The sequence below is a fragment of the Nostoc punctiforme PCC 73102 genome (assembly GCF_000020025.1).
In the GTDB taxonomy this organism is placed as follows: domain Bacteria; phylum Cyanobacteriota; class Cyanobacteriia; order Cyanobacteriales; family Nostocaceae; genus Nostoc; species Nostoc punctiforme.
This window is the reverse complement of record NC_010628.1, coordinates 5,876,953-5,901,962: the sequence shown is the minus strand read 5'-3', so window position 1 is coordinate 5,901,962 and position 25,010 is coordinate 5,876,953. Positions and strand designations below refer to the sequence as shown.

Sequence of the window (25,010 nt, the reverse complement as noted above, 5' to 3'; positions counted from 1 at the left end):
TTTACTTACTGTACAAATATTTATCTATATTGCTAGACCAGTCAGGTGGCCCATCTAGGTTGAGCGATCGCGCCGTTTGCAGAAATGACACCGTTTCGTGTTCGCTTGGCGGTAAAATTTCAATACTGATTCGCACGCGGGTATTGATTGGCAGTGCGATCGGTTCAGCCGGATAGAAGACTTTGCCATTAAACACAGCTGTGATTTTTTCTACCATTATTTTGCAAAAAGTGCTTTTAGTCTATCCTAAGCTGGTTGTAACAATACGAGTAGAGTATACGGCTAAATTACTAGTGAAGATACTTATATCAATCTTACGAATTATATCGATTTTTGAGAATTGCCTCAGCCACCAACTGAACTAATGTTACGTAAGGGCAACGAACTTCTTTAAACTTCAATTCTCTCCCTCTCTGCTTCTGAGAGGGACAGGTTTTGCGTAATAAAACCAGAAAGAGGTCTTTTATGGACAAAAAGGGAGAAACTTTTTTAGCTTCTCCCCAATTCTTAGTAATCAATTATTGTGGCAATTCTATACAAAAACAATGTATGTATGCTGTAGACAAATCAGCTTTTTGAAGTTTGGCAGAACGCAAAGTTTAGGCCCTAGTGTTGCTACTCATAAAAAAATTGAAGCCAGATGATAAATATTATTCTATATACCCTATAATTTCTAATACGGTATCTGTTTAGAAATACCGTAGATTTAGGGGTGAATTCTGATGAGCGAGTCGCAACAAACGGCACATTTGAGTAAATTGCTAACTGAAAGAATGCAGTCTTATGTCATGAAAGCATTGCATACTATACAACTCTCATATCAACAGACAATTAGAAATTGGTTGAATAGACACACTGTGCAAAGCTTTGTGAGTCTCTTTCTAGTAGGTGCTTTTTTGAGTATAACAGTTGCCTCCTGCTCTGGAAGCAGTTCAGCTAGCAAAAATGATGTCAAATTGAAACTCGTTTCTTTCTCTGTCACCAAAGCGGCTCATGACCAGATAATCCCCAAATTTGTCGAAAAATGGAAGCAAGAACATAACCAAAACGTCACATTTGAGCAGAGTTATGGTGGTTCTGTAGCTCAAGCGGCGGCTGTGATTGCTGGTTCCCAAGAAGCAGATATAGTACATTTGGCGCTTCCTCTGGATGTCAGCAAAATTCAGCAAGCAGGTTTGATTAAATCGGGTTGGGAAACCAAAGCTCCGAGAAATGGTATTGTTAGTAGATCGGTTGCTGCGATCGTCACTCGCGAAGGCAATCCCAAAGGCATCAATACTTGGGCAGACTTGGCAAAAGATGGCGTGAAAGTGATTGCAGCTAACCCAAAAACTTCTGGTATTGCTATTTGGGAATTCTTGGCTTTTTGGGGTTCGGTAACTCTAACAGGCGGTGATGAGGCAACAGCGCTAGATTATGTCACTAAAGTTTATAAAAATACCCCTATTTTAACGAAAGATGCCCGTGAGGCTAGCGATTTATTCTTCCAAAAAGGTCAGGGAGATGTTTTAATTAACTACGAAAATGAGGTAATTTTGGCGGGTAAAAATGGGGCTAAGTTGCCTTATGTTGTACCCCAAGTGAATATCTCCATTGATAATGCTGTAGCAATAGTAGATAAAAACGTTGATAAGCACGGTACAAGAGAAGTTGCACAAGCCTTTGTTGATTTTCTTTACTCAACAGAAGCTCAACGGGAATTTGCAAAATTACAATATCGTCCTGTTAACCCCACAGTTACCCAAGAAGTAGCCTCACAACCTCCGCCAATTAAAACTTTATTCACATCTCAAGATTTAGGTGGCTGGGATATTATCCAGAAAAAGTTTTTTGGGGATGGGGCAATTTTTGACAAAGTTCAAGCTGCCAGCAAAGCATGATATCTATATTTTTCTAGCAGCTAGCCAAGCATAAATAATTTTCAATAATTTTACACCAATTCATAATTTATGAGCTTTCATAGCCGATTGAAAGATGGCTTTTTACTCACCTTCTTAATGCTGATTACTAGCAGTATCACGGCTTGTAATAGCGGACAGGAATTAAAAAGTCAAGTGAGTATTGACGGTGCTGCTGTAGGTTTTCCTGTTTCTTTAGCAGTTGCAGAAGAATATGAAAAGGTGAAACCTGAAGCAAAAGTTAGCGTTGCTTCAAGTGGAACTGGTGGTGGTTTCAGTAAATTTTGTAATGGTGATATTGATATTGCCGGTGCTTCTCGTACCATTCGAGATGAAGAAATCAAAAAATGTAAAAGTAAGAATATTGATTTTGTCGAGTTACCTATAGCTTTAGATGGTATCGCTGTGATTGCTAACCGTCAAAATAACTTCGCCAAATGTCTAACAATTAAAGAATTGGGAAAAATTTGGGGTGCTAAATCAGACGGTAAAATTTTAAATTGGAATCAAGTTAATCCCAAATTTCCTAACCAAAAGCTGAAACTGTATGCTCCAGCTTCCGATACTGGAACCTTTGATTATATGACTCAAGCTGTTACAGGTAAAGCCAAAAATGGCCGCACAGATTACACTCCCAGCCACAATCAAAACCTTTTAGTACAAGGAGTATCCGGCGATGTCTCATCATTGGGTTATGTCGGGATATCTTATTACATTCAAAACCAAGAAAAACTCAATCTGGTTGCTGTAGAAAGTCCTACTGGAAAGTGCGAAAAACCAGTGCCAGTAGATAATGTGATCAAAAACATCTACACACCTTTATCTCGTCCTCTGTTTATCTATGTCAGTAAAAAGTCTTTAGATACAAAGCCAGCAGTCAAAGAATTTGTAGATTTTTATCTAGAAAATTCTTGGAAGTGGGTAGATAGTGTTGGTTATGTGGCATTACCCGATGAAGCTTATGTCAAGGTTAAACAAAAATTTGCTACGGGTGAAACTGGGACAAAGTTTAAAAAAGCAAAACCAGGTGAACCCATCACAAACTTTATTTAAATAAAGTTGCAGTTATTGTAGTCTGAGTAGAGTTCAAACTTAACTGTTTATGCAAAATATCAATTCTCAAGAAGATCCTTATTTACTCTCTAGACAGTCACTGGATAAAAATCCATCTGAAGATATCTCTGAAAAGATTGTTGCAGTAATTTTATTTGCTTGTGCTTTAGTTTCTGTTTTAACTACCTTTGGTATTGTCGTAATTATCTTTCAAGAGACATTTGGTTTTTTCCAAGAAGTTTCCTTTGCCCAATTCTTTCTTGATACTAAATGGACACCTCTATTTGCAGATAGACATTTTGGTGTTTGGCCCTTGATTAATGGCACTTTTTTGACTACAGCTATTGCAATGGCAGTTGCTATTCCTTTGGGTTTATCTTCGGCCATTTATTTAAGTGAGTATGCTCAACCAAAAGTGGCAGCAGTTTTACGTCCAGCAGTAGAACTTTTGGCAGGAATACCAACAGTAGTCTATGGTTACTTTGCGCTATTGTTTGTCACACCATTGTTACGGCATATTATCCCTCTGGAAATATTCAATGCTTTGAGCGCAGGTTTAATGATGGGTGTAATGATTACCCCTACTGTTGGTTCTATCAGCTTAGATGCTATTAAAGCAGTTCCCCGCTCTTTGCGAGAAGGATCTTATGCTTTAGGTATCACTAAATTGGAAACCATTTTTAAAGTAGTTCTACCAGCCGCACTTTCAGGAATCATCGCCTCAATTATATTGGGTATTTCTCGCGCTGTGGGTGAAACAATGACTGTCCTAATTGCCGCCGGACTACAGCCAAAGCTGACTGTTAATTTTGCGGAATCAATAGAAACAATGACAGCTTACATGGCACAAATTTCTGGTGGAGATAGCCCACGTGGTAGTCTCAATTTCAAGACTTTATATGCTGTAGGTGCTGTTCTGTTTGTAATTACCTTAGCTTTGAATATTGTTAGTTACTGGGTTGCAAATCGCTTTAAAGAAAAATACGATTAATAAGTATGGCTACAAGTTATCAACAAGATGATTCTCTAGATTCGGCAGCAGAATTTACCGATAATGTTGAAAGTAGGGAGACCTTAGGAAAAGTATTTGAAGTAATTTTTTTATTAGGATTATTAATTGGTTTATTTATCCTAGTATTGCTACTTTTTGATATTTTTCGAGATGGATTAGGCAGATTTTTAACACCCGGTTTTCTCACAGAAACTCCTTCTCGTTTTCCTGACCAAGGTGGTATTCGTCCTGCAATTATCAGCAGTGTTCTTTTAGGAACAGTTGTAATTTTGGTTACTGTACCCATTGGTGTTGGAGCAGCATTATATCTAGAAGAGTATGCACCTAAAGCTTGGTGGACAGCGATTATTGAAATTAACATCAGTAATCTGGCGGGTGTACCTTCTATTGTTTATGGATTGCTGGGTTTAGGAGTTTTCAATTATTTGCTTGGGTTCGGCCCCGCTTTAATTTCTGGCGCGTTGACTTTATCTTTGTTGTCCTTACCAGTAATTATTGTGACAGCTAGAGAAGCAATTCGCGCCGTCCCAGATTCCCTGAGAAATGCTTCTTATGGGTTAGGTGTTACAAAATGGCGCACTATCAGCAGTCATGTTTTACCTTATGCTATTCCCGGTATTTTGACAGGCGTGATTATCTCTGTATCCCGCGCTATTGGTGATGCAGCCTCTCTAATTGTTGTCGGTGCTGTGGGTTTTCTCACTTTTGACCCCGGTTTGTTTCAGAGATTTATGGCATTACCCATTCAAATTTACAGTTACATCACTCGTCCTGAACCGGGTTTTGCTGATGCAGCAGCAGCGACAATTATCGCGTTGTTACTCCTGATTTTAGTTTTAAATGGTGTAGCAATTTATATTAGACAACGCTTCTCAATACGTTAGGTAATTAAATATCTAATTGGATACATTCACAAATATTAGGGGAAACGAAAAATGACTTATAGCAATAGTAGTAGAAGTCAATCAGATAGTGCCACAATCGACTATGATAAGAGCGTATTCGATGTTGAAGGTGTGAAAGTTTCCTATGGTGGATTTCTGGCACTTTTAGATGTCTATCTCAAGATTCCTGAAAAACAAATTATTGCTTTTATTGGGCCTTCAGGATGTGGTAAAAGTACTTTACTGCGTTGCTTCAACCGGATGAATGATTTAATCCCTGGAGCTAAGGTTGAGGGTAGACTGAATTACCGCGATCGCAATATTTACGATCCTAAGATAAATTCTGTCAAATTACGCCGCCAAGTCGGAATGGTTTTTCAAAGACCAAATCCTTTCCCCAAGTCAATATACGAAAATATTTCTTTTGGGCCGCGTGCTAACGGTTACAAAGGTAACGTTGATGAATTGGTGGAAGATTCTCTCAGACGTGCTGCTATCTGGGATGAAGTCAAAGACAAACTCAAAGAGAAAGGTACTGCATTATCTGGCGGACAACAGCAACGACTTTGCATAGCCCGTGCGATCGCAATGAAGCCAGATGTATTATTGATGGATGAACCATGTTCTGCTCTCGACCCAATTTCTAGCCGCCAAGTAGAAGAACTCTGCTTAGAACTGAAGCAGCAATACACCATCATCATGGTGACACACAATATGCAGCAAGCTTCCAGAGTGGCAGATTTCACAGCTTTCTTCAATACAGAAATTGACGAGTATGGCAAACGTCGCGGAAAATTAGTTGAATTTAATCCGACAGCCCAGATGTTCAGTTCTCCTCAAACTAAAGAAGCTGAAGACTATATCAGTGGACGTTTCGGTTAAAGAGCTTGTCCCAAGTATTTAGGATAATAGACAACCTTGTACAATAAGTTAAAACTTTGTACAGAGTTTTGTTTTGTGATACCAGACTCACTAAAATAGCGATCGCACTACAGACTCAATCTATAATGCGTAGAAGAGTCACCCTATGCTGCATAACACTCAAAAAATTTTGCTTGAGTTTTATCTGAACCCGCGATTAGTCTATTTCTCCGACATCCCGTAGCACTGCATCAATGAGGCTAGATCGGATATAAATTCCATTAGTGCGTAACTGCTCAATATATACTTTAAGCTCAACAATCAAGCCTGCTTTTTTCGCCTTACGCAAAATGCCAAGAGTACCTATCCGGCGAATTCCTAAGCGTTCTGCGATCCTTCGTGCTTGAGCATCATCCAAAAGTACCGTACTATCTGGAGTGGACTAGTTAATCATCGCGCAATTCGTCGGCGATTTGGTCATCATCTAAGTTGATAACAGGGATTTGCAAACGTCCTAGTTCGTACATGAACTGCGGTTTGTTCATGCTGCAAAAGGCGGCGGCTTTACCAAGCGATAGTCAGCGTAGCTCAAATAGTTTGACTGCGAGCAAAAATGTGAGTTCTGCTTCTAAGGCTTGGGGTGATTTACCGGAGGTAATAAGTAAGCCATCGGGATAATGAAGGGATAGGATGTGCATGATTCACTTCTGTGTTCCTGATTCCTAATTCTGTCTTGATTATGGCTTACACCAGTCCAATTAGCATAGCGAAGCGACGCACCCAGTGGTGACTCAACAACAACTCGACGACTGGCTAAATCACGATTAAATCGCTTATCGATGAATGATGAGCTGATGTTGCTTTGCATTAGCTTAATTCTGGAAAATATGCTGAGGCTTAATAGTACTAAATTGAAGTAACATTTCAGTTTAGTACTTATACTGTGTATTATGTTTAAGCCTCTGTCATTTGCTTTAGTTGCAGCTACGGTTTTAGTAGCATCAATCAATAATCCCAGTGCTACCTTAGCTCGAACTTGTGCCTCTAAGTGTGGGTCGCATCCAATTCAGTTTACACCTGGGCAACACATCCGAGTTGAAGTGATAAATAGCACACCTAACATCATCAAAATCCAAAAACCCTCTGGGACTGATGCAATGACTTTGAGTCCAGGGCAGAAACTAAGTTTAGAACAAATAGAAGGTACAGAGCCAAATACATCTCTGATATTTTGGAGCGAAAAGGGTTTGTCACTACAAGCAATTGTCTCGAAACCTAACTTTGGCACATTGCGGCTGGAACTCCGTCCGACTTGGCGCTCTCCGGGCGATCGCTCTTTGTATATTATGGATGATGGTAGAATAAACGTGTTTTAGACAGCAAATTAATGTTATTAGTTATGAGTTAAGAAACAACTTTCAATTCAACACTCATAACTAAGTAAATTCTAACTTGTATTGTGCTAGACCGACCTGTATCTGAATTCTCAAAACCTACCAGGCGCTTACCTAATCAGCGCTGGCAAATTTATCCACAAAAACCAGAATTTGCCCAAAAACTGGCGGTTTTGATCAATGTTTCGCCCATTATCAGCCAGTTGTTGATTAATCGGGGTATGGAAACACCAGAACAAGCACAAGCATTTTTAGAGCCAGAGTCATTAGTCTTACCTTCGCCATTAGAAGATTTCCCAGATTTGGCGATTAGTTTGGAGTTGTTGCAAAATGCGATCGCTTCTCAAACAAAAATTGCTATTTGTGGTGACTACGATGCTGATGGAATGACCAGCACGGCTCTACTTTTACGTAGTCTCCGCACTTTAGGCGCACAGGTAGATTATGCTATCCCCAGCCGGATGCACGAAGGCTACGGTATCAATAAACGCATAGTTGAAGAATTTCACAGCGAAGGTGTGGGATTAATTCTGACTGTAGATAATGGCATCTCTGCGTTTGAACCAGTTGCTAGAGCTAGAGAACTTGGTCTTGCAGTTATTATCACCGACCACCACGATATCCCCCAAAAATTACCGCCAGCTAATGCTATCCTCAACCCTAAGCTAATAGCAGAATCCTCACCCTATAGGGGTGTTGCTGGTGTTGGTGTTGCCTATATTTTGGCAGTGTCTTTAGCACAACAGCTAGGCGAGACGAAGGGATTGATCCAGCCGATGCTAGCACTGTTTACACTAGGAACGATCGCAGATTTAGCTCCCTTAACTGGCGTAAATCGCCGTTGGGTGAAACGTGGTTTACAGCATTTACCCAAATCCAACTTAGCTGGGATACAGGCGTTGATTCAGGTAGGTGGCGTGCAAGCGAGGGGAGAGGAGAGAGCAGGGGGAGCAGGGGAGCAGGGGAGCAGGGGAGCAGGGGAGGAAATTGCCAATACTTCGACTTCGCTCAGTACAAGTCCAAAATCCAAAATCCAAAATCCAAAATCGCTCAAGCCTGAAGATATCGGGTTTCGCTTGGGACCACGAATTAATGCTATCGGTCGAATTGGTAATCCCCAGACTGTGATTGAATTGCTGACTACAGATGATATGGGGGTGGCGCTGGAAAGAGCAATGCAGTGCGAACAAATCAACGCTTCTCGCCAGGAAATGTGTCAGCAAATTGAACAAGAAGCGATCGCTTATGTAGAATCAGAATTTGTTACATCTCTACAACAAGATCGTGTATTAATTGTTGTTCAACCCAATTGGCATCACGGCGTTATTGGGATTGTCGCCTCCCGCTTGGTAGAACGCTACGGTGTTCCTGTATTTATCGGTACTTATGAGGATGGGGAACATATACGCGGTTCTGCACGCTCAATTCCAGAGTTTAATGTGTTTGAAGCTTTGGAATATTGTCACGATTTACTAGGAAAATATGGCGGACACAAAGCCGCAGGGGGATTTTCTCTACCAGCAGAAAATTTACAGATGGTGCGATCGCGTTTGATTGAGTTTGCTAACCAGTGTCTTGAACCCCAGCATCTCAAGCCTCTGCTCAAAATTGATGCCGAAGTCAACCTCGATCAGATCAATCAGCAGCTTTACCAACAGCTTAATGCTCTACATCCTTGCGGTATGGACAACCCCGATCCAGTTTTTTGGACAGCTAATGTTCAAGTGGTTGAGCAAAAAATCGTTGGTAAGGGTCACATCAAACTGACAATTGCCCAAACTATTGATAATCAGGATTACAGAATTAAAGCGATCGCTTGGCGTTGGGGCGACTACTTCCGCTTACCGCCGCGAGTGGATGTAGCTTACAAACTGCGAGAAAATTATTTTAACGGCAACACCACCATCGAGCTAGAGTTAATCGGTGTTAGATTGCCAATTCAGATTCAAAAATTTTTTGCTTCGCCACCTATTTCGTCAAGTACCAACTTTGAGTACAATCAGCGAAACTATACTTGTGGTTTCTATAAAAACGGCATTGAAGCAGAATTAAGAATTAAAAACCCTGAAGGCAAGGTGTTAGTCATGCAGCCAGGACATATAATCGGTTTACTTGGTACTAATCGTCAAAACGCTAAAGAAGTTGATATTTCTCAGCCACAGTATGACAGTATTATTCAAGCTGCACTTCAAGCGTTATCAGTTAAAAGTTAAGAGTTATCAATTAACTTATCACTTGTGACTGTAACATTGTGAGTGCTGATTTATGAGTTATGAGTTGAGAATAAAATTTAATTACTCACTCCTAACCCTTTGGCAGGCTCAGGGCATCGCTCCTCACCCCTAACTCTTAATCAGCACTCAGAAATCTTATAGGTTGCCGTTGCGAAATGCCAACAAAAAGATTACTACTGGGCCAGCAATTACAATTAGCGCCACGGACAGCAATTGGAAAATAACTTCCCAATTGATACTGGTAAAAGCGTTAACCAAGTCAGATACAGCGTCAAACATTTTCCCCTTTCTCCTTCCAATTGTCTTAAAAAATTCAATAACTTAATTACAAAACCCGCAATCGATCATATCTGTCTATGGCCTGTTGGATTTAATTTACTTAACAAAATTATAAGAAAAGACATAAAAACGTAAAATAGGGGGATTGAGCAGAAGAGGCAGAGGGGCATTGGGCATGGAGAAGAGACAAGGAAGAGGGGGGAGACAAGGAAGAGGCTTATTCAATAATTTCCCCTTGTCCCCCTCGTCCCCTAATCCTTTCCTGCTACCCATTCCCCATACTTCTCTACGAGAGGCTGCGCCCTAAGCGTAGCTATGCCGCAGGCTTTACGACTGCGCTCAGTACAAGTTCCCCATTCCCCATTCCCCATTCCCCACTCCCTAATTCAAAATGGCAACTTGGCAATGTGTAAAACAATGTGGAGCCTGCTGTAATCTCGATCCAGCAGATCGTCCAGATTTAGATGAGTATCTCTCTCCACCAGAACTAGAACTCTACCTCAGCATGGTAGGCGAAGGCGGATGGTGCGTTAATTTCGACCATACCACGCGCGAATGTCGCATCTACTCAGATCGTCCTCGTTTCTGCCGCGTGGAATCAGAAGTTTTTCAAGATATGTATGGGGTTGAACCTGAAGAAGTCAACGATTTTGCTATTGACTGCTGTCGCCAGCAAATAGAAGGAGTATATGGCGATCGCAGCTTAGAAATACTACGCTTCGATAAAGCTATTGGGCTGTAAGGAGGATCTAAGGACACAAAGACACCCCATAATTTTTTTATCTCCATTTATGTAGTTGCAATTTATTACAACAATCTGAGAATATGATAGAAATATGAAAATAACCTAGCAACCAAAACTACTGCTTGTGAAACTTGACTCTGCACCTTTGGAGATTTCTGGCATAGCTCAGACTGAGATCGAGCTAGAACTGAAAGACAGCAATGATTTTAACTTGACTCCTGCGATCGCCCAGCTAGTTCAGCCTGTAGTTGCCGATAGTCCTCCAAAGCAGCAATCAGTGTTAGTAGTTTTTGGCACAACTTTTGTAACCATTTTTCTCGCAGAAATTGGAGATAAGACTCAGCTATCCACCCTATTAATGAGTGCAGAATCTCATTCGCCTTGGGTGGTATTTCTCGGATCGGCAGCGGCGCTGATAACCACCAGCTTATTAGGTGTACTTTTAGGTAGTTGGATGGCTAGCCGACTCAGCCCAAAAACTGTAGAAAAATCAGCAGGTGTGATGTTGTTGGTAATTTCCCTAATGCTGTTTTGGGATGTATTTACTAGTCATTAGTTATTGGTCATTTGTCATTGGAGAAACTCCCATTTCCCATTCCCCATTCCTCATTCCCCCTAAATAATATGGATTGGCATCTCTTAGGACTGAGCTTTATTACAGTTTTTTTATCAGAATTGGGTGACAAAAGTCAGCTAGCAGCGATCGCACTTTCAGGGCGTTCTAACTCTCCGCGTGCAGTATTTTTTGGTGCAGCAGGTGCATTGCTGTTGACTAGCCTGTTGGGTGCATTAGCAGGGGGAGCAGTAGCCGAATTATTACCTACACGTTTGTTAAAAGCGATCGCTGCGATCGGATTTGCCATCCTTGCTGCACGCTTGCTGTTATTTAACAACGAACCATCGGCGGATTCTGAAGAAACACCATGAGAAAGGACTCAGAAGAGAGAATTCAGAAGACTCTATCCATGAAGAGATGGAGTTAAAACGCCACCGGACTCTAATTCATACTGACTCCTGTTAGCGGATAGCTAAGGTTTAGCCCATTCTGACTCCTGAATTCTGACTCCTGAATTCTTCTTTACAAAAGTTCCCAAGCCGTTCCTTTGTAGCCGTATTGGAAAATTTCGGGATGTAAAATTTCAGCCAAAATTTCTAGAGAATCTACCAGTCGTGGTCCTGGACGATTAAAGTAAGAATTGCCATCAGTGATGTAGACTCTACCAGCTTGTGTAGCGTGTAGTTTTTCCCACTCTGGACGTTGAGTTAACAATTTGGCTTCTTGGCGAGTGCGATTTAAATCAAAGCCACAAGGCATAAAAACAATGACATCTGGATCAGTTGTTAATAGTGTTTCCCACGGCAAGATAGGAGAAGGCTGACCTGTACAACAAAATAGTGACTGTCCTCCTGCCAAGTTAACTAATTCAGGAATCCAATTGGCGGCAACCATCAAAGGATCAGTCCACTCGATACAGGCAACAGTAGGCTGTTCATTTAAAGAAAGTCCTTGGATTCTTTGCTGACAAATTTTGACGCGAGCTTCTAAATTTTCTAAGGCTTTTACCGAGTCTACCTCGAAGGCATTACCAACTCGCTCAATATCAGCCCAAATATCTTGGAGAATATTGGGTTGTAAAGAAATAATCTGTGGTTTACTGTCAATGAGTGTGGCAACTGCCTTTTCAACTTCGTCTAAGCTAACAGCGCAAACATCACACTGGTCTTGAGTGAGAATGTGAGTAGGCTGCAACTGCTCTAAAACATCAGTTTTGATTTCATAAATGCTGAGAGCAGATTGTAAGAAATCGTTCACCTCATCGTTAATTTGGCTGCTGGAGGCATTAGAGTCTAAGCGTGCTTGGGTACAAACAGGGCGATCGAGGATTTCTGGAGGGTAATCGCATTCGTGCGATCGCCCCACAATAGCATTAACCAATCCTAGTGCCGCTAAAATCTCTGTTCCACCGGGGATCAGGGAAACAATTCTTACATTACTAACTGTCATCGCTCCACCTCCATAAAAGCTGCCATTACCTTAATGTTCTCAAAATTTTAGCCATTAGGTATCTTTCTCTAGGGGAATCAACAGTGTTTTGGTAATCATATTGATTATCTGTGAAGTTGCTCCAGAGCTTAGGATTTATGTCCCATTGCCTCAGTAAGCTTGATTTTGTACAGTTCCAAAAAAAATGAATTAATATTAACACTAACCAATAAATTGACTTACAGCCTTTTTCAAGTAATTAAAATAAATAGACTACACCACTCTCTATTTCCCGAATCAAAACACCATACTACTTAATATTTGTGTGAAATTACTTGATAGTAAAATTACTGTAAATGCTAATTATCCCCTGGCAAAAATTACTGGCATAAAGTAATAAAAGTGATTAGCAAAGTCTAGTTTGGAACTCGTTATCTAGAATTAGAAAAATTAAATTATAAAAAATATACTTTCCGGTTATGAAAAACCATACCAAGTAATTGTAGTTATACAAAGACGGTTCTACTTTTTGCGTAGAACTCGAAGGCAAAATTATTTCTTCTTGAGGTCAAGTAATGCAGGTGGTGTCAGCTAGAGATATTGCAGAGCAAAATCAGTCCCAAGAGGCTTTACAAATCAGAGAAAATAGTCGTCGAAAACAAAGCCAGACATTAGTACAACTGGCAAGAAGCAAGACATTTCAACAAGGCAATCTTAATGCAGTATTGAAAGAGATTACAGAAACTGCTGCTCAGACGCTCTTAGTCAAGCGAGTTGGGGTGTGGTTATATAATGAAGAACGCTCAAAAATTGAATGCATCGATTTATATGATGTAAACACCAAGGAGCATAGCTTTGGTAACTCGCTTTCACAAGAAAATTATCCAGCTTATTTCCAGGCTTTAGAAGAAGAACGTACCATTGCCGCAAATGATGCTATAAACGATACAAGAACCCAAGAATTATCCCAGCCTTATCTTTGTGTTTTAGGCATCACGTCCCTACTGGATGCACCCATTTGGCTAGAGGGTCGTTTGGTAGGCGTAGTTTGCCACGAACACATAGGTGAACTTCGCCAATGGACTTTAGAAGAGGAAACTTTTGCTGGCTCGATTGCAGATTTCGTGACTCTGGCTATAGAAGCAAGCGAGCGGAATGTGGTACAGGAAGCACTGCGACAGAGTGAGGCGAAATTTCGGGCAATTTTTGAACGTTCTTCTATTGGTATTGGACTTATAGATATGAAAGCGCAGATAGTCGATACTAATCCGGTACTGTGCGAGATTTTAGGATACAGCCGAGAAGAACTATACGCCAAGCGCTTTACAGATTACATTTCCATACAAAAGGGGGATTTAAAACTTTACAAACAACTAGTGTCAGAAATTGGCAAAAACTCAGGGAAAACTTCAAGGTTCGGCTTCCAAATCTCCAAACTTGAGGAACAGGCTGTCGATAAACATCGCATTGAGATGGAAAGACGCTGCTTACATAAAGATGGTAGCCTAGTTTGGACTCATATCTCTGTTTCTGTTATACCAGACAGCAATGGTGAACCTGAGTTTTTTCTAGCGATGATTGAGGATATTACTGAACGCAAGGAAACAGAATTGAAACTACGTGCCTCTCAAGAAGCAGCAGAAGCTGCTAGTCGGGCAAAAACTGAATTTTTAGCAACTATGAGCCACGAGTTGCGAACACCTCTTAATGCGATTATGGGCTTGTCACAGTTACTACAACAAGAAATAGTTGGCTCTCTCAATGAAAAGCAGAACGAATATGTGAGTTGTATATATAGTAGTGGTGAGCATTTGCTGGCACTGATTAACGATATCCTTGATTTATCGAAGGTAGAAGAAGGCAAAGAAGAATTGTTACTGTCACCTTTACCAGTATCAGATTTATGTAATTATGCCATCTGGACAGTGCGCGATCGCGCCTCAGAAAAGGGGCTAAAACTCACCTACAAAATTGACCTACAAGAGGATATTTGTATTGCCGATGAGCGGCGAATCAAGCAAATGCTACTCAATCTGCTCACCAATGCCATTAAATTTACCCCAGTCGGTAATGTATCGCTGGTAGTGAAAAAAGTACCTCAAGGAATAACCTTTACAGTTTCAGATACTGGAATTGGTATAGACCCAAATCAGTTTCAATTTCTATTTGAACCATTTAAACAGCTTGATAGCCGACTCAATAGGCAGTATGAAGGCACTGGTTTAGGTCTAGCTTTAACACGCAAATTAGCGCGTTTGCATGGTGGAGATGTAACTGTTACATCGACTTTAGGAGAAGGCAGTCAGTTCACTTTGTTTTTACCAAATCCAGTACCTTCGAAAGCAGTCGAGGATGGGAAAAATGAGGTAGATGAGGGAGATGAGGGAGAAGAGTTTACTTTCTTTTCCTCCCCAGATATCCCCAAAAATAAAACTATTTTAGTTGTAGAAGAAGAGGAAAAAACTGCAACAGTTTTGCAAGAGTATCTTGAGTCAATAGGCTATAAAGTCAAGTGGATAGATAATGAAAACGATTTTTTGAAACAAGTACAAAGCCTCAAACCAGATTTAGTTTTTTTTGATTTTCAGCTAACTAAAAAAACTAGCATCTTAAATTTGCTAAATATCCTTAGACAAAATCCTTCTTGGAAAGATACGCCGATTGTAATAATGACCTTGAGCGAACCTATAGAAAAAGAAATTAACAAGTTACCAGCTAGTGCTAATGACTATCTTGTTAAGCCAATTCGCACAGTTAAGCTAGAGTCATTACTGATGCGATATTTAAGCTAATTTTACTAGAAAAATCCTTGTTTATTGGTTAGGCAATTTCGTATTTAAAATCATTGTAATTTTTTAACCTGCTGCCATCGCCACTTACTAAAATAAATAGATTATTTAGAAGATGAGATTTTCCTTCTCATTTTCACATGGAGAATGCTTGCTTCTTCAAAGATTTCTCCCTCTTCTACAAAATCCAGTTTTTTGTATAAATCTTTCACGTATTCTTGGGCGTGAATCACAACTTCTGTAATATTTTTGTTAGCTATAACCTGTAGTGCCTTTTCCATAATTTTTGTACCAATACCTTGCCCTCTAGCTGTAGATAAAACTGCAAGCCTTTCTATCTTGGCAGTTTTATCTTCCAAATATCTAATTCTGGCAGTACCAACAGCTTCTTCATTTAAATAAGCAACCAAATGCTCAGATATTGCATCTTTGCCATCAAATTCTAAGGCAGGATCTACCTTTTGTTCATCCAGAAAAACTACTCGTCTAATTGCTTGAATTTCGGGGTAATCTTTAGGTATTTCCGCAACTTTTATGGATAAAAAATTAATCATAAAACTCTTTCTTCTGTTAGATTATAAAATAAGTAGGGTATATAGCAATACGCTTATATAATGACATTTTCCTCACAATTTCGCCCCAACCTGCTTAGATAAAACAGGGTTATTTTTTATTATAGGCTCATAATGTCAGGGCTAATTTTAGCTTAGGTGTAGCTCAATCTAGGTATTGCTCCGATTTTTATAGGTAAAATTTGAATTTAAATTTGATTTTAGGGGCCAAAATTTAGGTTTTACTCACTTCTGTCTTAAAAATCATATTAGTTATAGATGTTCCAAATTTTGCAATATCTGAGTTTAATTGTAAACTCGCTTTACTCACCTTGATGACCCACATTATTTTGGCACAATCTCTGTTTCTGTGACTCTGATTAGATTCATCATTGAGACTTAATTGCAATCAATTTGGAATTAGCAATTTAAAAAAAGCCTTAACCTAAATTTGTACTAACTTTAACTCAATCTTTGCCTACGCTGTATGCCTTAGTAAGAAGATTGTGTAGTAACTATGGTAAAATACTGTATCCCCATCGGGTTTTAGATGTATTGTTACCATTAACCCAGAGCTAAAAGTCAAACTGGAGGTTATTAGGAGTTGCTGTTTACTGCATTTAAGGATTGGAGATTCATGAAACTGCAACTGATCCAATTACATATACTCTGAGCCAAATTCACTGGAGCGTAGATCCATGAGAAGCACAAATGCTGCTTGCATGGAGGAAACCATGTGTCTACGCCGACATCATGACATTTGCATATTTTCTGTGGAGTTTTCTAACTATTCTTGAGGAGTACAAATGCTTGAGGCTATCGCTGTTGCTTGGTTATTACTGTTTTTTGGTGATTTTCTCTCTACATTTATTTACCATGTACCCGAGCACGTTTTTGGTAGCCTTCATTTAAAAACGCACCACTCCTGGAAAAAAGACTTCCGCCACTACGCTATTTTGACTTTTAATCCCCAAGTTCTTTTAGATGGTATCTTAGGAGCTTTGCCTTATGTACTCATAGCAGTAGTCTTGTGGTCTTTCTCTCCCATTGGCGTTATTTCGGGATTGCTGCTTGGTCAGTTTCATGTCTGGTGGAGACACATAAGTGTACTTGGTTGGCAAACTCCAAAGCTTATAAATATTTTTTGCCAAATTTTATTTGTTACTACTCCTGAAAGACACTGGTTACATCATCACAAAACTAATTTAGGTTTCGGTGATATTTTTACATTCTTTGAACAACCTGCACAAATGTGGTTACGCTGGCTTCGGTTACTAAGAATTCGTTTTCGCTATTCTCGGATCTAACTGAAGCTACTACTTATCTCAATACTTTTTAAAAGTACTAAAAGAGACTGCGATCGCAGTTTCTTTTGGTGCCCTATTTATATTTTGCCAGACATGGGATTATTCCAGTATCAAAAATGCGCTCACCTATATATTAATAAAAGCTAATTCCAAATTTACAAGTAAGTAAAGTGGTGTAAATAATTAAAGGCTTGTAGTGAATGCAAACAGCATCTCGTAAAAAGGATTCACGTAAAACTTTAGCCAAAATCCTGATTCTCAGGTAGTGGGAATTCATGTAGACGCATTCGCGGAGCATCTCGTAGAGTAGCCGCTTCTCTACGAGTTCTCTAATGGAGTACCCGCAAGGTATTGTCCCTAGGCCTGTGGTTTTGCGTAAGTCATAAAACACTAAGCAAGTTACACAAATGAAAGTATACCTTTGTTACGAAGTATAAAGGTATTTGTTACCGCTCAACTTCGTTGTTATATCGCCAATATTTTTGGGAAAGCTAGCCTTAATTAGTAAATTATTATATCTCTAGATTTTTATGATAATTTCTCTCTTTTCCAGAGAGGGCTGTTTTCCTTCTACCTTTCGGGTATCTCCAAAGCCCTTCGGGCACGCTTTGCGAACGAAGACGCTACACGAACGCAGCCGCTTATGGGGAAAATACCCAAGAGCGTCCTGTCTCACTTATTGCCCTCTATCTCCTGCCTTCATTGATAAAATTAATCACCCAATTTGCTTGAATGGGGTTAATTTGCAACTTGCTGCTTATGAGGTGTTTTATGTCCCCAGTTAGCCTCAGAAAGATTCTCAACAAAAAAGAGTTGCCATCTCTCCTTCATAACTTAGTCTACCAGCTCAACATTGCGCTTGATATTGAACTGGTAGACGGCACAAAACTACTTAGCATTGGGGAGCAAACTACCGAAAACCGATATCCAATCGAAATGTCAGGAGAAATCATCGGTTGGGTTGTGGGAGGAGAGCAGGCAATTCTAGTTGCAAGTTTGCTCTCATTGTTGGCCAAGCAAGAAGCTGAGAAGAAAGTACTGGCCATAGAATTGCTGGAGCGATACCAAGAAATTGATTTGTTTGACGATATCTCGACTCAACTCGCAACAAGTTTGGATACGCGACAGATTGCTCAACTCGTGCTTCAGGAATTAAGTCGATTAATTGAATCGTCTGCGGGGATGATTCTGCTTTTGAGTCCAGATGCAACTGCATTTGAAATCATTGCCGAATTTGGGGAGTTTTTTGACGATAGCCACCCAGAACCAGGTAAGGGAATTATTGGCAACATTGTGCAATCCAACCGGGCAGAACTGATCAATGATGTGCAAACCGATCCTCGATTAGAGGTGAAAAAAAACGTTAGCGCCATAATTTGTGTACCGTTACGAGCCAAAGAGCGGGTACTGGGAGCGATCGCGATTGGGGCATCCAAAACCGAATCATACAAAGCCGAACACCTGAAACTTGTGAGTATCTTTGCCTCTCAAACAGCGATCGCCATTGACAAAGCTGTACTTTACGAGCAGAGCACTCAAGCAGCCGTCCAAGCACAAGCCCAGACAAAAAAGCTTCAGCAAGCTCTTCATGAGCTGCAATTGGCCCAAACTCAGTTAATCCAAAGCGAAAAAATGTCCAGTCTTGGACAACTTATTGCCGGAGTAGCCCACGAAATCAATAACCCGGTTAACTTTATTTACGGCAATTTAAGGTATGTTGCCGAATACGCCCAAGACTTGTTGCACCTGTTGGAAAAGTATCAGAAATTCCTACCTGTTACTCCTCCAGAACTGGAATCAGAGTTAGACAATATAGACCTGGAATTTATCATACAGGATCTCCCCAAACTTCTAGATTCCATGAAACTGGGCACAGGTCGCATCGTAGAAATTGTCCAATCTCTGAAAAACTTTTCCCGCCATGACGAAGCAGAAATGAAAGCCGTCAACATCCACGATGGCATCGATGGGACGCTGATGATTCTTCACCATCGCCTGAAAGCGGCTATTCGCCGACCGAAAATTGAAATAGTTAAAGACTATGCCAAACTTCCCTTGATTGAATGCTACCCCGGAAAGTTGAATCAAGTATTTATGAACATCCTGGCAAATGCCATTGATGCTCTAGAGGAGGGAATGGGCAATGAAGAAATACCCCCCCCTACGGGACAAATCACCATTCGCACTGAAGTCCTTGACAACCAGTGGGTTGTGATTCGCATTGCCGACAACGGCCCAGGCATGAAGGAGGAAGTAATCCGCCGCATTTACGATCCCTTCTTCACCACGAAAGATGTTGGTAAGGGAACCGGGTTAGGCATGGCAATCAGCTACCAAATTGTTGTAGACAAACATGGGGGAATGCTCAAGTGTCGTTCTCAACCAGGTGAGGGCACAGAATTCTGGATTCAGATTCCAGTAAATTGTGCATTGGCAGACGCTGCGGAAGAACAAAATAACACCTCTGCCTCGCCAACTCCCACAACCGAATCATCCCCCACTCCCGATGCTGACGGCTTCATTCCATCAACAGCTCCAATGCTCAAACCAACGGATTTGCTGATCCGCCATACTCAACTGATCCAGCGACTTTCACAGCACAGTCCAGATGTAGAAGGTGCATCACCCGATCAAATTTACCAGATGTTCCAACGCCACCCAATTTCGTTAAAGCTTTACGCCACTTTGTTGTCTTGGTTCTGTTGTTCTAACCCTACCCAAATACGCCGCTAAAGAAACCTTAACCATGTTTAACCAACTTGATGAATACAACAGTCAGCTATTTGAACTATGTCCTGTTGGGCTAGTACTATGCCGAACAGATGGGACACTAATTAACATCAACCCCGCCTATGCTGCAATTTTGGGGCGCACTGTTCCAGAAACACTGAATCTCAACTACTGGCAAATTACTCCGGAAAACTATGCGATCGCCGACCAAGCTACGCTAGAGAACCTAGAACAAACTGGTCGCTACGGTCCCTATGAGAAGGAGTTAATCCACAAAGAGGGGCATCTGGTTCCAGTCAGGATCTCTGGACTGATGATTGAGAAAGATGGGGAGCAACTGATCTGGTCTAGTGTGGAGGATATCAGCGACCTTCGAAGCTTTCAGCAGGAACGCCAACATACTGAACAAATCCTGAAACAGAGTGAAGCTCGATACCGTTCTCTTGTAACTGCTAATACACAAATTGTCTGGGTAAGCACACCACAAGGAATTTGCTTTGAACTGGCAAGCTGGATAGCCTATACAGGTCAAAGTCTAGCTGAAGCGCAAAATGGGGGCTGGATTGATGCCGTTCATCCTGACGATCGCGCCTACACCGGAGAAGTCTGGAGTGCTGCCGTAGCAAACCTGAGTATGTATCAAATTGAATACCGAATTCGTGGCAAGGATGGCAACTATCGCTACTTTTGGGTCTGGGGTGCGCCCGTTATAGAAGAAGATGGCAGCGTCCGGGAGTGGATTGGCACCTGCACCGATATTCACAAGCGCAAGCTGGCAGAAGCCGAAAATCAGCGTCTTCAAGAACGATATCGCTCCTTAGTAACTGCTACTTCACAGATAGTCTGGGCAGCTACCCCGGAAGGACTGGGAATAAGCAATGAAATGCTCACCTGGATGGCCTATACGGGGCAGAGCGAAGCTGAAGTTGAGGTTTGGGGCTGGCTCGATCCAATTCACCCCGATGACTGTGCCCGCTCCACAGAAGTTTGGAATGCTGCTATGACAAACCGAGGTATCTACCAAACCGAATATCGGCTGCGTGGTAAGGATGGCACATACCGCTACTTCTCTGTCTGTGGTGCCCCCGTCCTAGAAGAGGATGGCAGTATTCGGGAATGGATTGGCACCTGTACTGATATTCACGATCGCAAGCTGGCAGAAGCTGAAAATCAACGTTTATTGGATATGTTGAATCATTCCAGCGATGCCATCATCGTCCGTGATATGAGCGACAAAATCTCTCACTGGAATCAGGGTGCCGAGAGACTCTACGGTTGGACGCGTGAAGAAGTAAAAGGCCAATGCATTCAAGCATTTCTCAAAAAAACTTTTCCAAAACCAAAAGAAGAAATCATCGCAGAGTTATTAGAGCAAGGAAATTGGGAAGGAGAAGTGCAACACCTCACCCATTTTGGCAAACTGATTACCGTCCAGAGTCGATGGACTTTGCAACGAGACATCTCTGGTCAGCCCTGCGCGGTGCTGGAAATCAATACCGACATCACTGCCCGCAAACAAGCAGAAATCGCTCTACGGCAACTGAATCAAGAACTGGAAGCCAGAGTTGTCGAGCGGACAGCTGCCCTGCAAAATACCCTAGCAGAAGCGCAGGGATTAAATGCCATTTTAGATAACTTAGCAGATGGTTTGTTAGTGGCAGACACCGCAGGACAAATTACCCACTTCAATCCTGCCTTTTTAACCATGTATGGATTGACAGCTACCGCCCTCAAAGGTCACTACCGAGAACTGCCGATATCTGGTTTAGCAGAACTGGTTGCCCGAACTCAATCTCATCCCGAAGAGGTATTTTCTGCTGAAGTTGCACTGACGAAGGAACGTATTGGTCAGGCAGTGGCGACCGCTATTTTCAAAAAGACGGTAGAGCAAGAACCCCTAGCCTGCTTCGGTTCTGCGCTGCTGATTCGGGATATAACAGCAGAAAAAGAGATTGACAAGATGAAGACCGACTTTATCTCAACGGTTTCCCATGAACTGCGAACACCACTAACTTCTGTTCTCGGTTTTGCATCAATTATTAAAGAAAAGCTAGAAACCGATGTGTTTCCAATAATTTCTACTGAAGACCGCAAGCTTCAAAAAACCATTAAGCGGGTGGCGGATAATCTCAACATTATTGTGTCGGAAGCAGAACGGCTCACGTCTTTAATTAACGATGTCTTAGACATCGCCAAGATGGAAGCAGGTAAGGTGGAATGGCAGATGCAGCCGCTCGATCCCAGCGAATTACTGGATTGGGCAACCAATTCTACCGCCGGGTTATTTGAAACCAATGGCTTGCAATTGGTCAGCGAGATTGAACCTGGACTGCCTCAGATAGTAGGCGATCGCAATCGTTTGCTGCAAGTTTTAATCAACCTGATTTCCAATGCCGTTAAATTTACTGAATCTGGTTGTGTCACCTGCCGCGTTAAACAAGGACATGACGGTGTTTGCATCAGCGTCATCGACACAGGCATTGGTATTGCACCTGAAGATCAGCCGAAAGTGTTCGAGAAATTCCGCCAAGTTGGTGACACCCTCACCGACAAACCCAAAGGCACAGGGTTAGGACTACCCATCTGCAAACAAATCATCGATCATCACGGCGGTAGAATCTGGGTTGAGAGTGAACCAGGTAAGGGCAGCGTATTCTCGTTCATCATTCCCACCTACGCCAGCGATCCAAAAACCACTGCTAATCTAAATTTGGATACGCTAGTCAAACAACTCAAAGAACACGTCATCACCACAAACCCAGTGGTGAACCAAAACCGTAAAACCATTTTAGTTGTGGATGATGACGCTAACATTCGGGAACTGCTTCGTCAACAACTGGAAAACGAAGGCTACAACGTTCGGGAAGGAAAAGACGGCGTGGATGCAATTCATCAAATCAAAACAGCCCGTCCCGATCTGATTCTTTTGGACGTAATGATGCCCCAAATCAACGGCTTTGATGTGGCAGCCGTTCTCAAAAATGATCCCCAGACCGCAGACATTCCGATCATTATTCTGTCAATTATTGAAAACAAAGAACGGGGCTACCATATTGGCATTGATCGCTATCTCACCAAGCCCATTAACACAGAGAAACTCCTCAACGAAATAGGCTCACTGCTTTACCAGGGCACTTCTAGTAAAAAGGTATTAGTTGTAGATAAAAATGCATCAGCCTTAAAAACCCTATCAGATGTATTAGAAGCTCAAGGATACAGCGTGATTGAAGCCTCCAATCCGCAAGAATGCATAAATAAAGCCCTGTCAGCCAAACCTGACATGATCATCATTGATTCTATCTTTTCTCAAGAAGCCGATTTTGTGAAAACCCTACGCTTTGAAAAAGAATTGGAAAATGTATTCTTTATTATGCTGTCCGATCAGTAATCGCTGGAATTGGGTACTGGGAAAAAATTAGTTGAACCCAATGCCCAATGCCTCACTCCCCACTCCCTAATCTTATGACCCAGAAAATTTTGATTGTTGACGATGAACCCAATATCTTGATTTTGATGGAACAAGCCTTAGAAGCATTAGAAGATGAGGGCGTAGAACTTCTAACTGCTAGAAATGGAGAAGAAGCTCTTGAAACTATCAAAACTGAAAAACCAAATCTAGTTTTTCTCGATGTGATGATGCCTAAAATGAACGGTTTGCAAGTCTGCCACATTGTTAAACATGACTTGGAAATGACTGACATCTACATCATCATATTGACAGCTAAAGGACAGGAATTTGATAAACAAAAAGGGATTGAAGTTGGTGCAGATTTATATCTAACTAAACCATTTCGCCCCAAAGAAGTACTTGAAAAATCAAGGCAGGTGTTAGGATTTTAAGTAAAATTATGATTTTTTTAAAGCTGAAAAATTAACAGTAAATATCAATTGTATATGATTTAGAAAACCATATATGTCGTAGGGGTAATTCATGAATTGCCCCTACAGCACAGGTGTATTTATCATCAAAGAATGATTAGAAATTAAATCGGATTGCTATAGCTTTTCACCTACGTAGGCGTAGCCCGTCGTAGACATCGCACTACTGGGAACAATCGGCACAAATCTGGTTACACTTCGTTAATGGATCAACGGTTAACGGTACTCATGTCAGGGTAGCGCTCACCTGCTGCGATACCTTTTGGTACAACTGCTTCCAGTCGATTCAACTCTTCTTCAGTCAGGGTAATTTCGGTAGCTGCAACATTCTCCTCTAAGTAGGTACGGCGTTTTGTACCAGGAATTGGGACAATATCTTCTCCTTGAGCCAATAGCCATGCTAGTGCAAGCTGACTAGCAGTTACTCCTTTTTCGGTGGCAATTGCCTTCACTTGCTCAACTAATTGTAGATTCTTATAAAAATTCTCACCTTGAAAGCGAGGCGCATTTCTGCGATAGTCATCAGGTGCTAGATCGTCAGGACTAGCGATCGCACCTGATAAAAACCCTCTTCCTAATGGGCTATAGGCAACAAACCCAATTCCTAATTCCCGCACGGTAGGTAAAATTTCATCCTCTGGCTCTCGACTCCAAAGAGAGTATTCTGTTTGGAGTGCTGCAATGGGGTGAACTGCCACAGCCCGCCGAATCGTCGCCGGAGCAGCCTCTGAAAGCCCTAAATAACGCACTTTTCCTTGCTTTACTAACTCTGCCATTGCTCCGACAGTATCCTCAATGGGTACGGTTGTATCTACCCGATGTTGATAATAGAGGTCAATCACTTCCACTCCCAGACGTTTGAGTGAGGCATCGCAAGCTTGATAGACATATTCGGGTTTGCCGCTAATTCCTTTCCAACCACCATCTTCAGTGCGGACATTGCCAAATTTGGTTGCTAATACTACTCGATCTCGACGATCTTTAATTGCTTTACCTACTAATTGCTCATTAGTAAAAGGCCCGTACATATCAGCAGTATCAAGAAAATTAACTCCAAGTTCCAATGCTCGATGAATTGTAGCGATCGCCTCATTTTCATCACGACCACTATAAAACTCAGACATTCCCATGCAACCAAGTCCAATAGCTGAAACTTCTAACCCAAGTTTCCCTAGTTTTCTAGTTTTCATCAAATATTCTCCTAGTCAGTAATTGGTCAGAAAAAATCAACTCTTTCAGCATTATCCCTTTCCCTATCACCCAGCCATCTACACTTAGAAGTATTTCCTGAGAAAAGTAATTAAAAAATATATTTATCATCGAACTTACGCAAAATCTGAGCCAAAAAGAAAGATTTTTTTCTTAGGGCAATTCATATAGACGCATTCGCATTAGTGAAGCGGTAGCGAC

At 41.4% G+C, this 25,010-nt stretch carries 23 protein-coding genes; 15 read left to right on the top strand and 8 right to left on the bottom strand.

Going from position 1 to position 25,010, the window contains the following annotated elements; translation table 11 throughout:
• Position 1: 1 nt before the first annotated feature.
• Complete coding sequence (locus NPUN_RS24060; protein WP_012411071.1) at positions 2 to 217, bottom strand: antitoxin family protein; 216 nt, start codon at positions 215 to 217, stop codon at positions 2 to 4.
• Positions 218 to 722: 505 nt separating this feature from the next.
• On the opposite strand from NPUN_RS24060, the gene NPUN_RS24055 reads away from it, so the two are divergent.
• From NPUN_RS24055 to pstB, 5 genes are all read left to right on the top strand, one after another.
• Positions 723 to 1,880 carry a sulfate ABC transporter substrate-binding protein gene (locus NPUN_RS24055; RefSeq protein ID WP_012411070.1) on the top strand — a complete coding sequence of 386 codons (1,158 nt, stop codon included), beginning with the start codon at positions 723 to 725 and terminating at the stop codon, positions 1,878 to 1,880.
• 69 nt (positions 1,881 to 1,949) lie between these two features.
• A complete protein-coding gene (locus NPUN_RS24050) occupies positions 1,950 to 2,951 on the top strand; it encodes a PstS family phosphate ABC transporter substrate-binding protein (RefSeq protein ID WP_012411069.1) in 1,002 nt (333 codons plus the stop codon).
• Between the two features lie 49 nt (positions 2,952 to 3,000).
• Entirely contained in the window at positions 3,001 to 3,942 is a 942-nt protein-coding gene (gene pstC, locus NPUN_RS24045) for a phosphate ABC transporter permease subunit PstC (protein ID WP_012411068.1), read from the top strand.
• Positions 3,943 to 3,947: 5 nt separating this feature from the next.
• Positions 3,948 to 4,847: a phosphate ABC transporter permease PstA gene (gene pstA / locus NPUN_RS24040; protein ID WP_012411067.1), complete on the top strand. Its 900-nt coding sequence runs from the start codon at positions 3,948 to 3,950 to the stop codon at positions 4,845 to 4,847.
• A gap of 51 nt (positions 4,848 to 4,898) precedes the next feature.
• Positions 4,899 to 5,729, top strand: coding sequence for a phosphate ABC transporter ATP-binding protein PstB (gene pstB / locus NPUN_RS24035; protein WP_012411066.1), 831 nt, complete (start codon positions 4,899 to 4,901; stop codon positions 5,727 to 5,729).
• A gap of 196 nt (positions 5,730 to 5,925) precedes the next feature.
• On the opposite strand, the gene NPUN_RS24030 is transcribed toward pstB, so the two are convergent.
• From NPUN_RS24030 to NPUN_RS42115, 3 genes are all read right to left on the bottom strand, one after another.
• Positions 5,926 to 6,126, bottom strand: coding sequence for a PIN domain-containing protein (locus tag NPUN_RS24030; RefSeq protein ID WP_234710974.1), 201 nt, complete (start codon positions 6,124 to 6,126; stop codon positions 5,926 to 5,928).
• Positions 6,127 to 6,154: 28 nt separating this feature from the next.
• Positions 6,155 to 6,253: a UPF0175 family protein gene (locus tag NPUN_RS43595; protein WP_234710973.1), complete on the bottom strand. Its 99-nt coding sequence runs from the start codon at positions 6,251 to 6,253 to the stop codon at positions 6,155 to 6,157.
• Positions 6,254 to 6,336: 83 nt separating this feature from the next.
• Positions 6,337 to 6,576 (bottom strand): hypothetical protein, encoded by a 240-nt coding sequence (locus NPUN_RS42115; RefSeq protein WP_167315545.1) that lies wholly within the window; start codon positions 6,574 to 6,576, stop codon positions 6,337 to 6,339.
• A gap of 82 nt (positions 6,577 to 6,658) precedes the next feature.
• On the opposite strand from NPUN_RS42115, the gene NPUN_RS24020 reads away from it, so the two are divergent.
• Complete coding sequence (locus NPUN_RS24020; RefSeq protein ID WP_012411065.1) at positions 6,659 to 7,084, top strand: hypothetical protein; 426 nt, start codon at positions 6,659 to 6,661, stop codon at positions 7,082 to 7,084.
• 83 nt (positions 7,085 to 7,167) lie between these two features.
• Entirely contained in the window at positions 7,168 to 9,315 is a 2,148-nt protein-coding gene (locus NPUN_RS24015) for a single-stranded-DNA-specific exonuclease RecJ (protein WP_012411064.1), read from the top strand.
• 156 nt (positions 9,316 to 9,471) lie between these two features.
• On the opposite strand, the gene psb30 is transcribed toward NPUN_RS24015, so the two are convergent.
• The gene (gene psb30 / locus NPUN_RS24010; RefSeq protein ID WP_012411063.1) at positions 9,472 to 9,615 is read right to left on the bottom strand and encodes a photosystem II reaction center protein Ycf12/Psb30; all 144 of its coding nucleotides are present in this window, start codon (positions 9,613 to 9,615) and stop codon (positions 9,472 to 9,474) included.
• A gap of 391 nt (positions 9,616 to 10,006) precedes the next feature.
• Between psb30 and NPUN_RS24005 the strand changes: the two genes are divergently transcribed.
• The 3 genes from NPUN_RS24005 to NPUN_RS23995 all read left to right on the top strand — a co-directional run bounded on the left by NPUN_RS24005 (position 10,007) and on the right by NPUN_RS23995 (position 11,287).
• Positions 10,007 to 10,357: a YkgJ family cysteine cluster protein gene (locus NPUN_RS24005; protein WP_012411062.1), complete on the top strand. Its 351-nt coding sequence runs from the start codon at positions 10,007 to 10,009 to the stop codon at positions 10,355 to 10,357.
• Between the two features lie 127 nt (positions 10,358 to 10,484).
• The gene (locus NPUN_RS24000) at positions 10,485 to 10,916 is read left to right on the top strand and encodes a TMEM165/GDT1 family protein (RefSeq protein ID WP_012411061.1); all 432 of its coding nucleotides are present in this window, start codon (positions 10,485 to 10,487) and stop codon (positions 10,914 to 10,916) included.
• Between the two features lie 68 nt (positions 10,917 to 10,984).
• Positions 10,985 to 11,287, top strand: a complete 303-nt coding sequence (locus tag NPUN_RS23995; protein ID WP_012411060.1) for a TMEM165/GDT1 family protein — start codon at positions 10,985 to 10,987, stop codon at positions 11,285 to 11,287.
• Between the two features lie 151 nt (positions 11,288 to 11,438).
• On the opposite strand, the gene NPUN_RS23990 is transcribed toward NPUN_RS23995, so the two are convergent.
• Positions 11,439 to 12,365 (bottom strand): cobalamin-binding protein, encoded by a 927-nt coding sequence (locus NPUN_RS23990; protein ID WP_012411059.1) that lies wholly within the window; start codon positions 12,363 to 12,365, stop codon positions 11,439 to 11,441.
• Positions 12,366 to 12,919: 554 nt separating this feature from the next.
• On the opposite strand from NPUN_RS23990, the gene NPUN_RS23985 reads away from it, so the two are divergent.
• Positions 12,920 to 15,136 (top strand): ATP-binding protein, encoded by a 2,217-nt coding sequence (locus NPUN_RS23985; protein WP_012411058.1) that lies wholly within the window; start codon positions 12,920 to 12,922, stop codon positions 15,134 to 15,136.
• A gap of 101 nt (positions 15,137 to 15,237) precedes the next feature.
• Here the strand turns inward: NPUN_RS23985 and NPUN_RS23980 are convergent, their stop codons facing one another.
• Entirely contained in the window at positions 15,238 to 15,687 is a 450-nt protein-coding gene (locus NPUN_RS23980; RefSeq protein WP_012411057.1) for a GNAT family N-acetyltransferase, read from the bottom strand.
• Between the two features lie 803 nt (positions 15,688 to 16,490).
• On the opposite strand from NPUN_RS23980, the gene NPUN_RS23975 reads away from it, so the two are divergent.
• The 4 genes from NPUN_RS23975 (at position 16,491) to NPUN_RS23960 (ending at position 23,561) form a co-directional block, all read left to right on the top strand.
• Entirely contained in the window at positions 16,491 to 16,991 is a 501-nt protein-coding gene (locus tag NPUN_RS23975; RefSeq protein ID WP_012411056.1) for a hypothetical protein, read from the top strand.
• Positions 16,992 to 17,762: 771 nt separating this feature from the next.
• Entirely contained in the window at positions 17,763 to 19,724 is a 1,962-nt protein-coding gene (locus tag NPUN_RS23970) for an ATP-binding protein (RefSeq protein ID WP_012411055.1), read from the top strand.
• Between the two features lie 13 nt (positions 19,725 to 19,737).
• Positions 19,738 to 23,109 carry a PAS domain S-box protein gene (locus NPUN_RS23965; RefSeq protein ID WP_012411054.1) on the top strand — a complete coding sequence of 1,124 codons (3,372 nt, stop codon included), beginning with the start codon at positions 19,738 to 19,740 and terminating at the stop codon, positions 23,107 to 23,109.
• A gap of 74 nt (positions 23,110 to 23,183) precedes the next feature.
• Positions 23,184 to 23,561 carry a response regulator transcription factor gene (locus NPUN_RS23960; RefSeq protein ID WP_041566390.1) on the top strand — a complete coding sequence of 126 codons (378 nt, stop codon included), beginning with the start codon at positions 23,184 to 23,186 and terminating at the stop codon, positions 23,559 to 23,561.
• 248 nt (positions 23,562 to 23,809) lie between these two features.
• Here NPUN_RS23960 and NPUN_RS23955 read toward each other — a convergent pair whose 3' ends face one another.
• A complete protein-coding gene (locus NPUN_RS23955) occupies positions 23,810 to 24,790 on the bottom strand; it encodes an aldo/keto reductase (RefSeq protein WP_012411052.1) in 981 nt (326 codons plus the stop codon).
• Between the last annotated feature and the right edge of the window lie 220 nt (positions 24,791 to 25,010).

Excerpts from the sequence above, each read along its gene's own strand:
- NPUN_RS23960 (WP_041566390.1), top strand. The coding sequence starts at position 23,184 with ATGACCCAGAAAATTTTGATTGTTGACGATGAACCCAATATCTTGATT.
- NPUN_RS23985 (WP_012411058.1), top strand. The coding sequence starts at position 12,920 with ATGCAGGTGGTGTCAGCTAGAGATATTGCAGAGCAAAATCAGTCCCAA.
- NPUN_RS24050 (WP_012411069.1), top strand. The coding sequence starts at position 1,950 with ATGAGCTTTCATAGCCGATTGAAAGATGGCTTTTTACTCACCTTCTTA.
- NPUN_RS24005 (WP_012411062.1), top strand. The coding sequence starts at position 10,007 with ATGGCAACTTGGCAATGTGTAAAACAATGTGGAGCCTGCTGTAATCTC.
- NPUN_RS23980 (WP_012411057.1), bottom strand. The coding sequence starts at position 15,687 with ATGATTAATTTTTTATCCATAAAAGTTGCGGAAATACCTAAAGATTAC.
- pstB (WP_012411066.1), top strand. The coding sequence starts at position 4,899 with ATGACTTATAGCAATAGTAGTAGAAGTCAATCAGATAGTGCCACAATC.
- NPUN_RS23995 (WP_012411060.1), top strand. The coding sequence starts at position 10,985 with ATGGATTGGCATCTCTTAGGACTGAGCTTTATTACAGTTTTTTTATCA.
- NPUN_RS23975 (WP_012411056.1), top strand. The coding sequence starts at position 16,491 with ATGCTTGAGGCTATCGCTGTTGCTTGGTTATTACTGTTTTTTGGTGAT.
- NPUN_RS23965 (WP_012411054.1), top strand. The coding sequence starts at position 19,738 with ATGTTTAACCAACTTGATGAATACAACAGTCAGCTATTTGAACTATGT.
- pstC (WP_012411068.1), top strand. The coding sequence starts at position 3,001 with ATGCAAAATATCAATTCTCAAGAAGATCCTTATTTACTCTCTAGACAG.
- NPUN_RS24020 (WP_012411065.1), top strand. The coding sequence starts at position 6,659 with ATGTTTAAGCCTCTGTCATTTGCTTTAGTTGCAGCTACGGTTTTAGTA.
- NPUN_RS23955 (WP_012411052.1), bottom strand. The coding sequence starts at position 24,790 with ATGAAAACTAGAAAACTAGGGAAACTTGGGTTAGAAGTTTCAGCTATT.
- NPUN_RS24060 (WP_012411071.1), bottom strand. The coding sequence starts at position 217 with ATGGTAGAAAAAATCACAGCTGTGTTTAATGGCAAAGTCTTCTATCCG.
- pstA (WP_012411067.1), top strand. The coding sequence starts at position 3,948 with ATGGCTACAAGTTATCAACAAGATGATTCTCTAGATTCGGCAGCAGAA.
- NPUN_RS23970 (WP_012411055.1), top strand. The coding sequence starts at position 17,763 with ATGTCCCCAGTTAGCCTCAGAAAGATTCTCAACAAAAAAGAGTTGCCA.
- NPUN_RS24055 (WP_012411070.1), top strand. The coding sequence starts at position 723 with ATGAGCGAGTCGCAACAAACGGCACATTTGAGTAAATTGCTAACTGAA.
- NPUN_RS43595 (WP_234710973.1), bottom strand. The coding sequence starts at position 6,253 with ATGAACAAACCGCAGTTCATGTACGAACTAGGACGTTTGCAAATCCCT.
- NPUN_RS23990 (WP_012411059.1), bottom strand. The coding sequence starts at position 12,365 with ATGACAGTTAGTAATGTAAGAATTGTTTCCCTGATCCCCGGTGGAACA.
- NPUN_RS42115 (WP_167315545.1), bottom strand. The coding sequence starts at position 6,576 with ATGCAAAGCAACATCAGCTCATCATTCATCGATAAGCGATTTAATCGT.
- psb30 (WP_012411063.1), bottom strand. The coding sequence starts at position 9,615 with ATGTTTGACGCTGTATCTGACTTGGTTAACGCTTTTACCAGTATCAAT.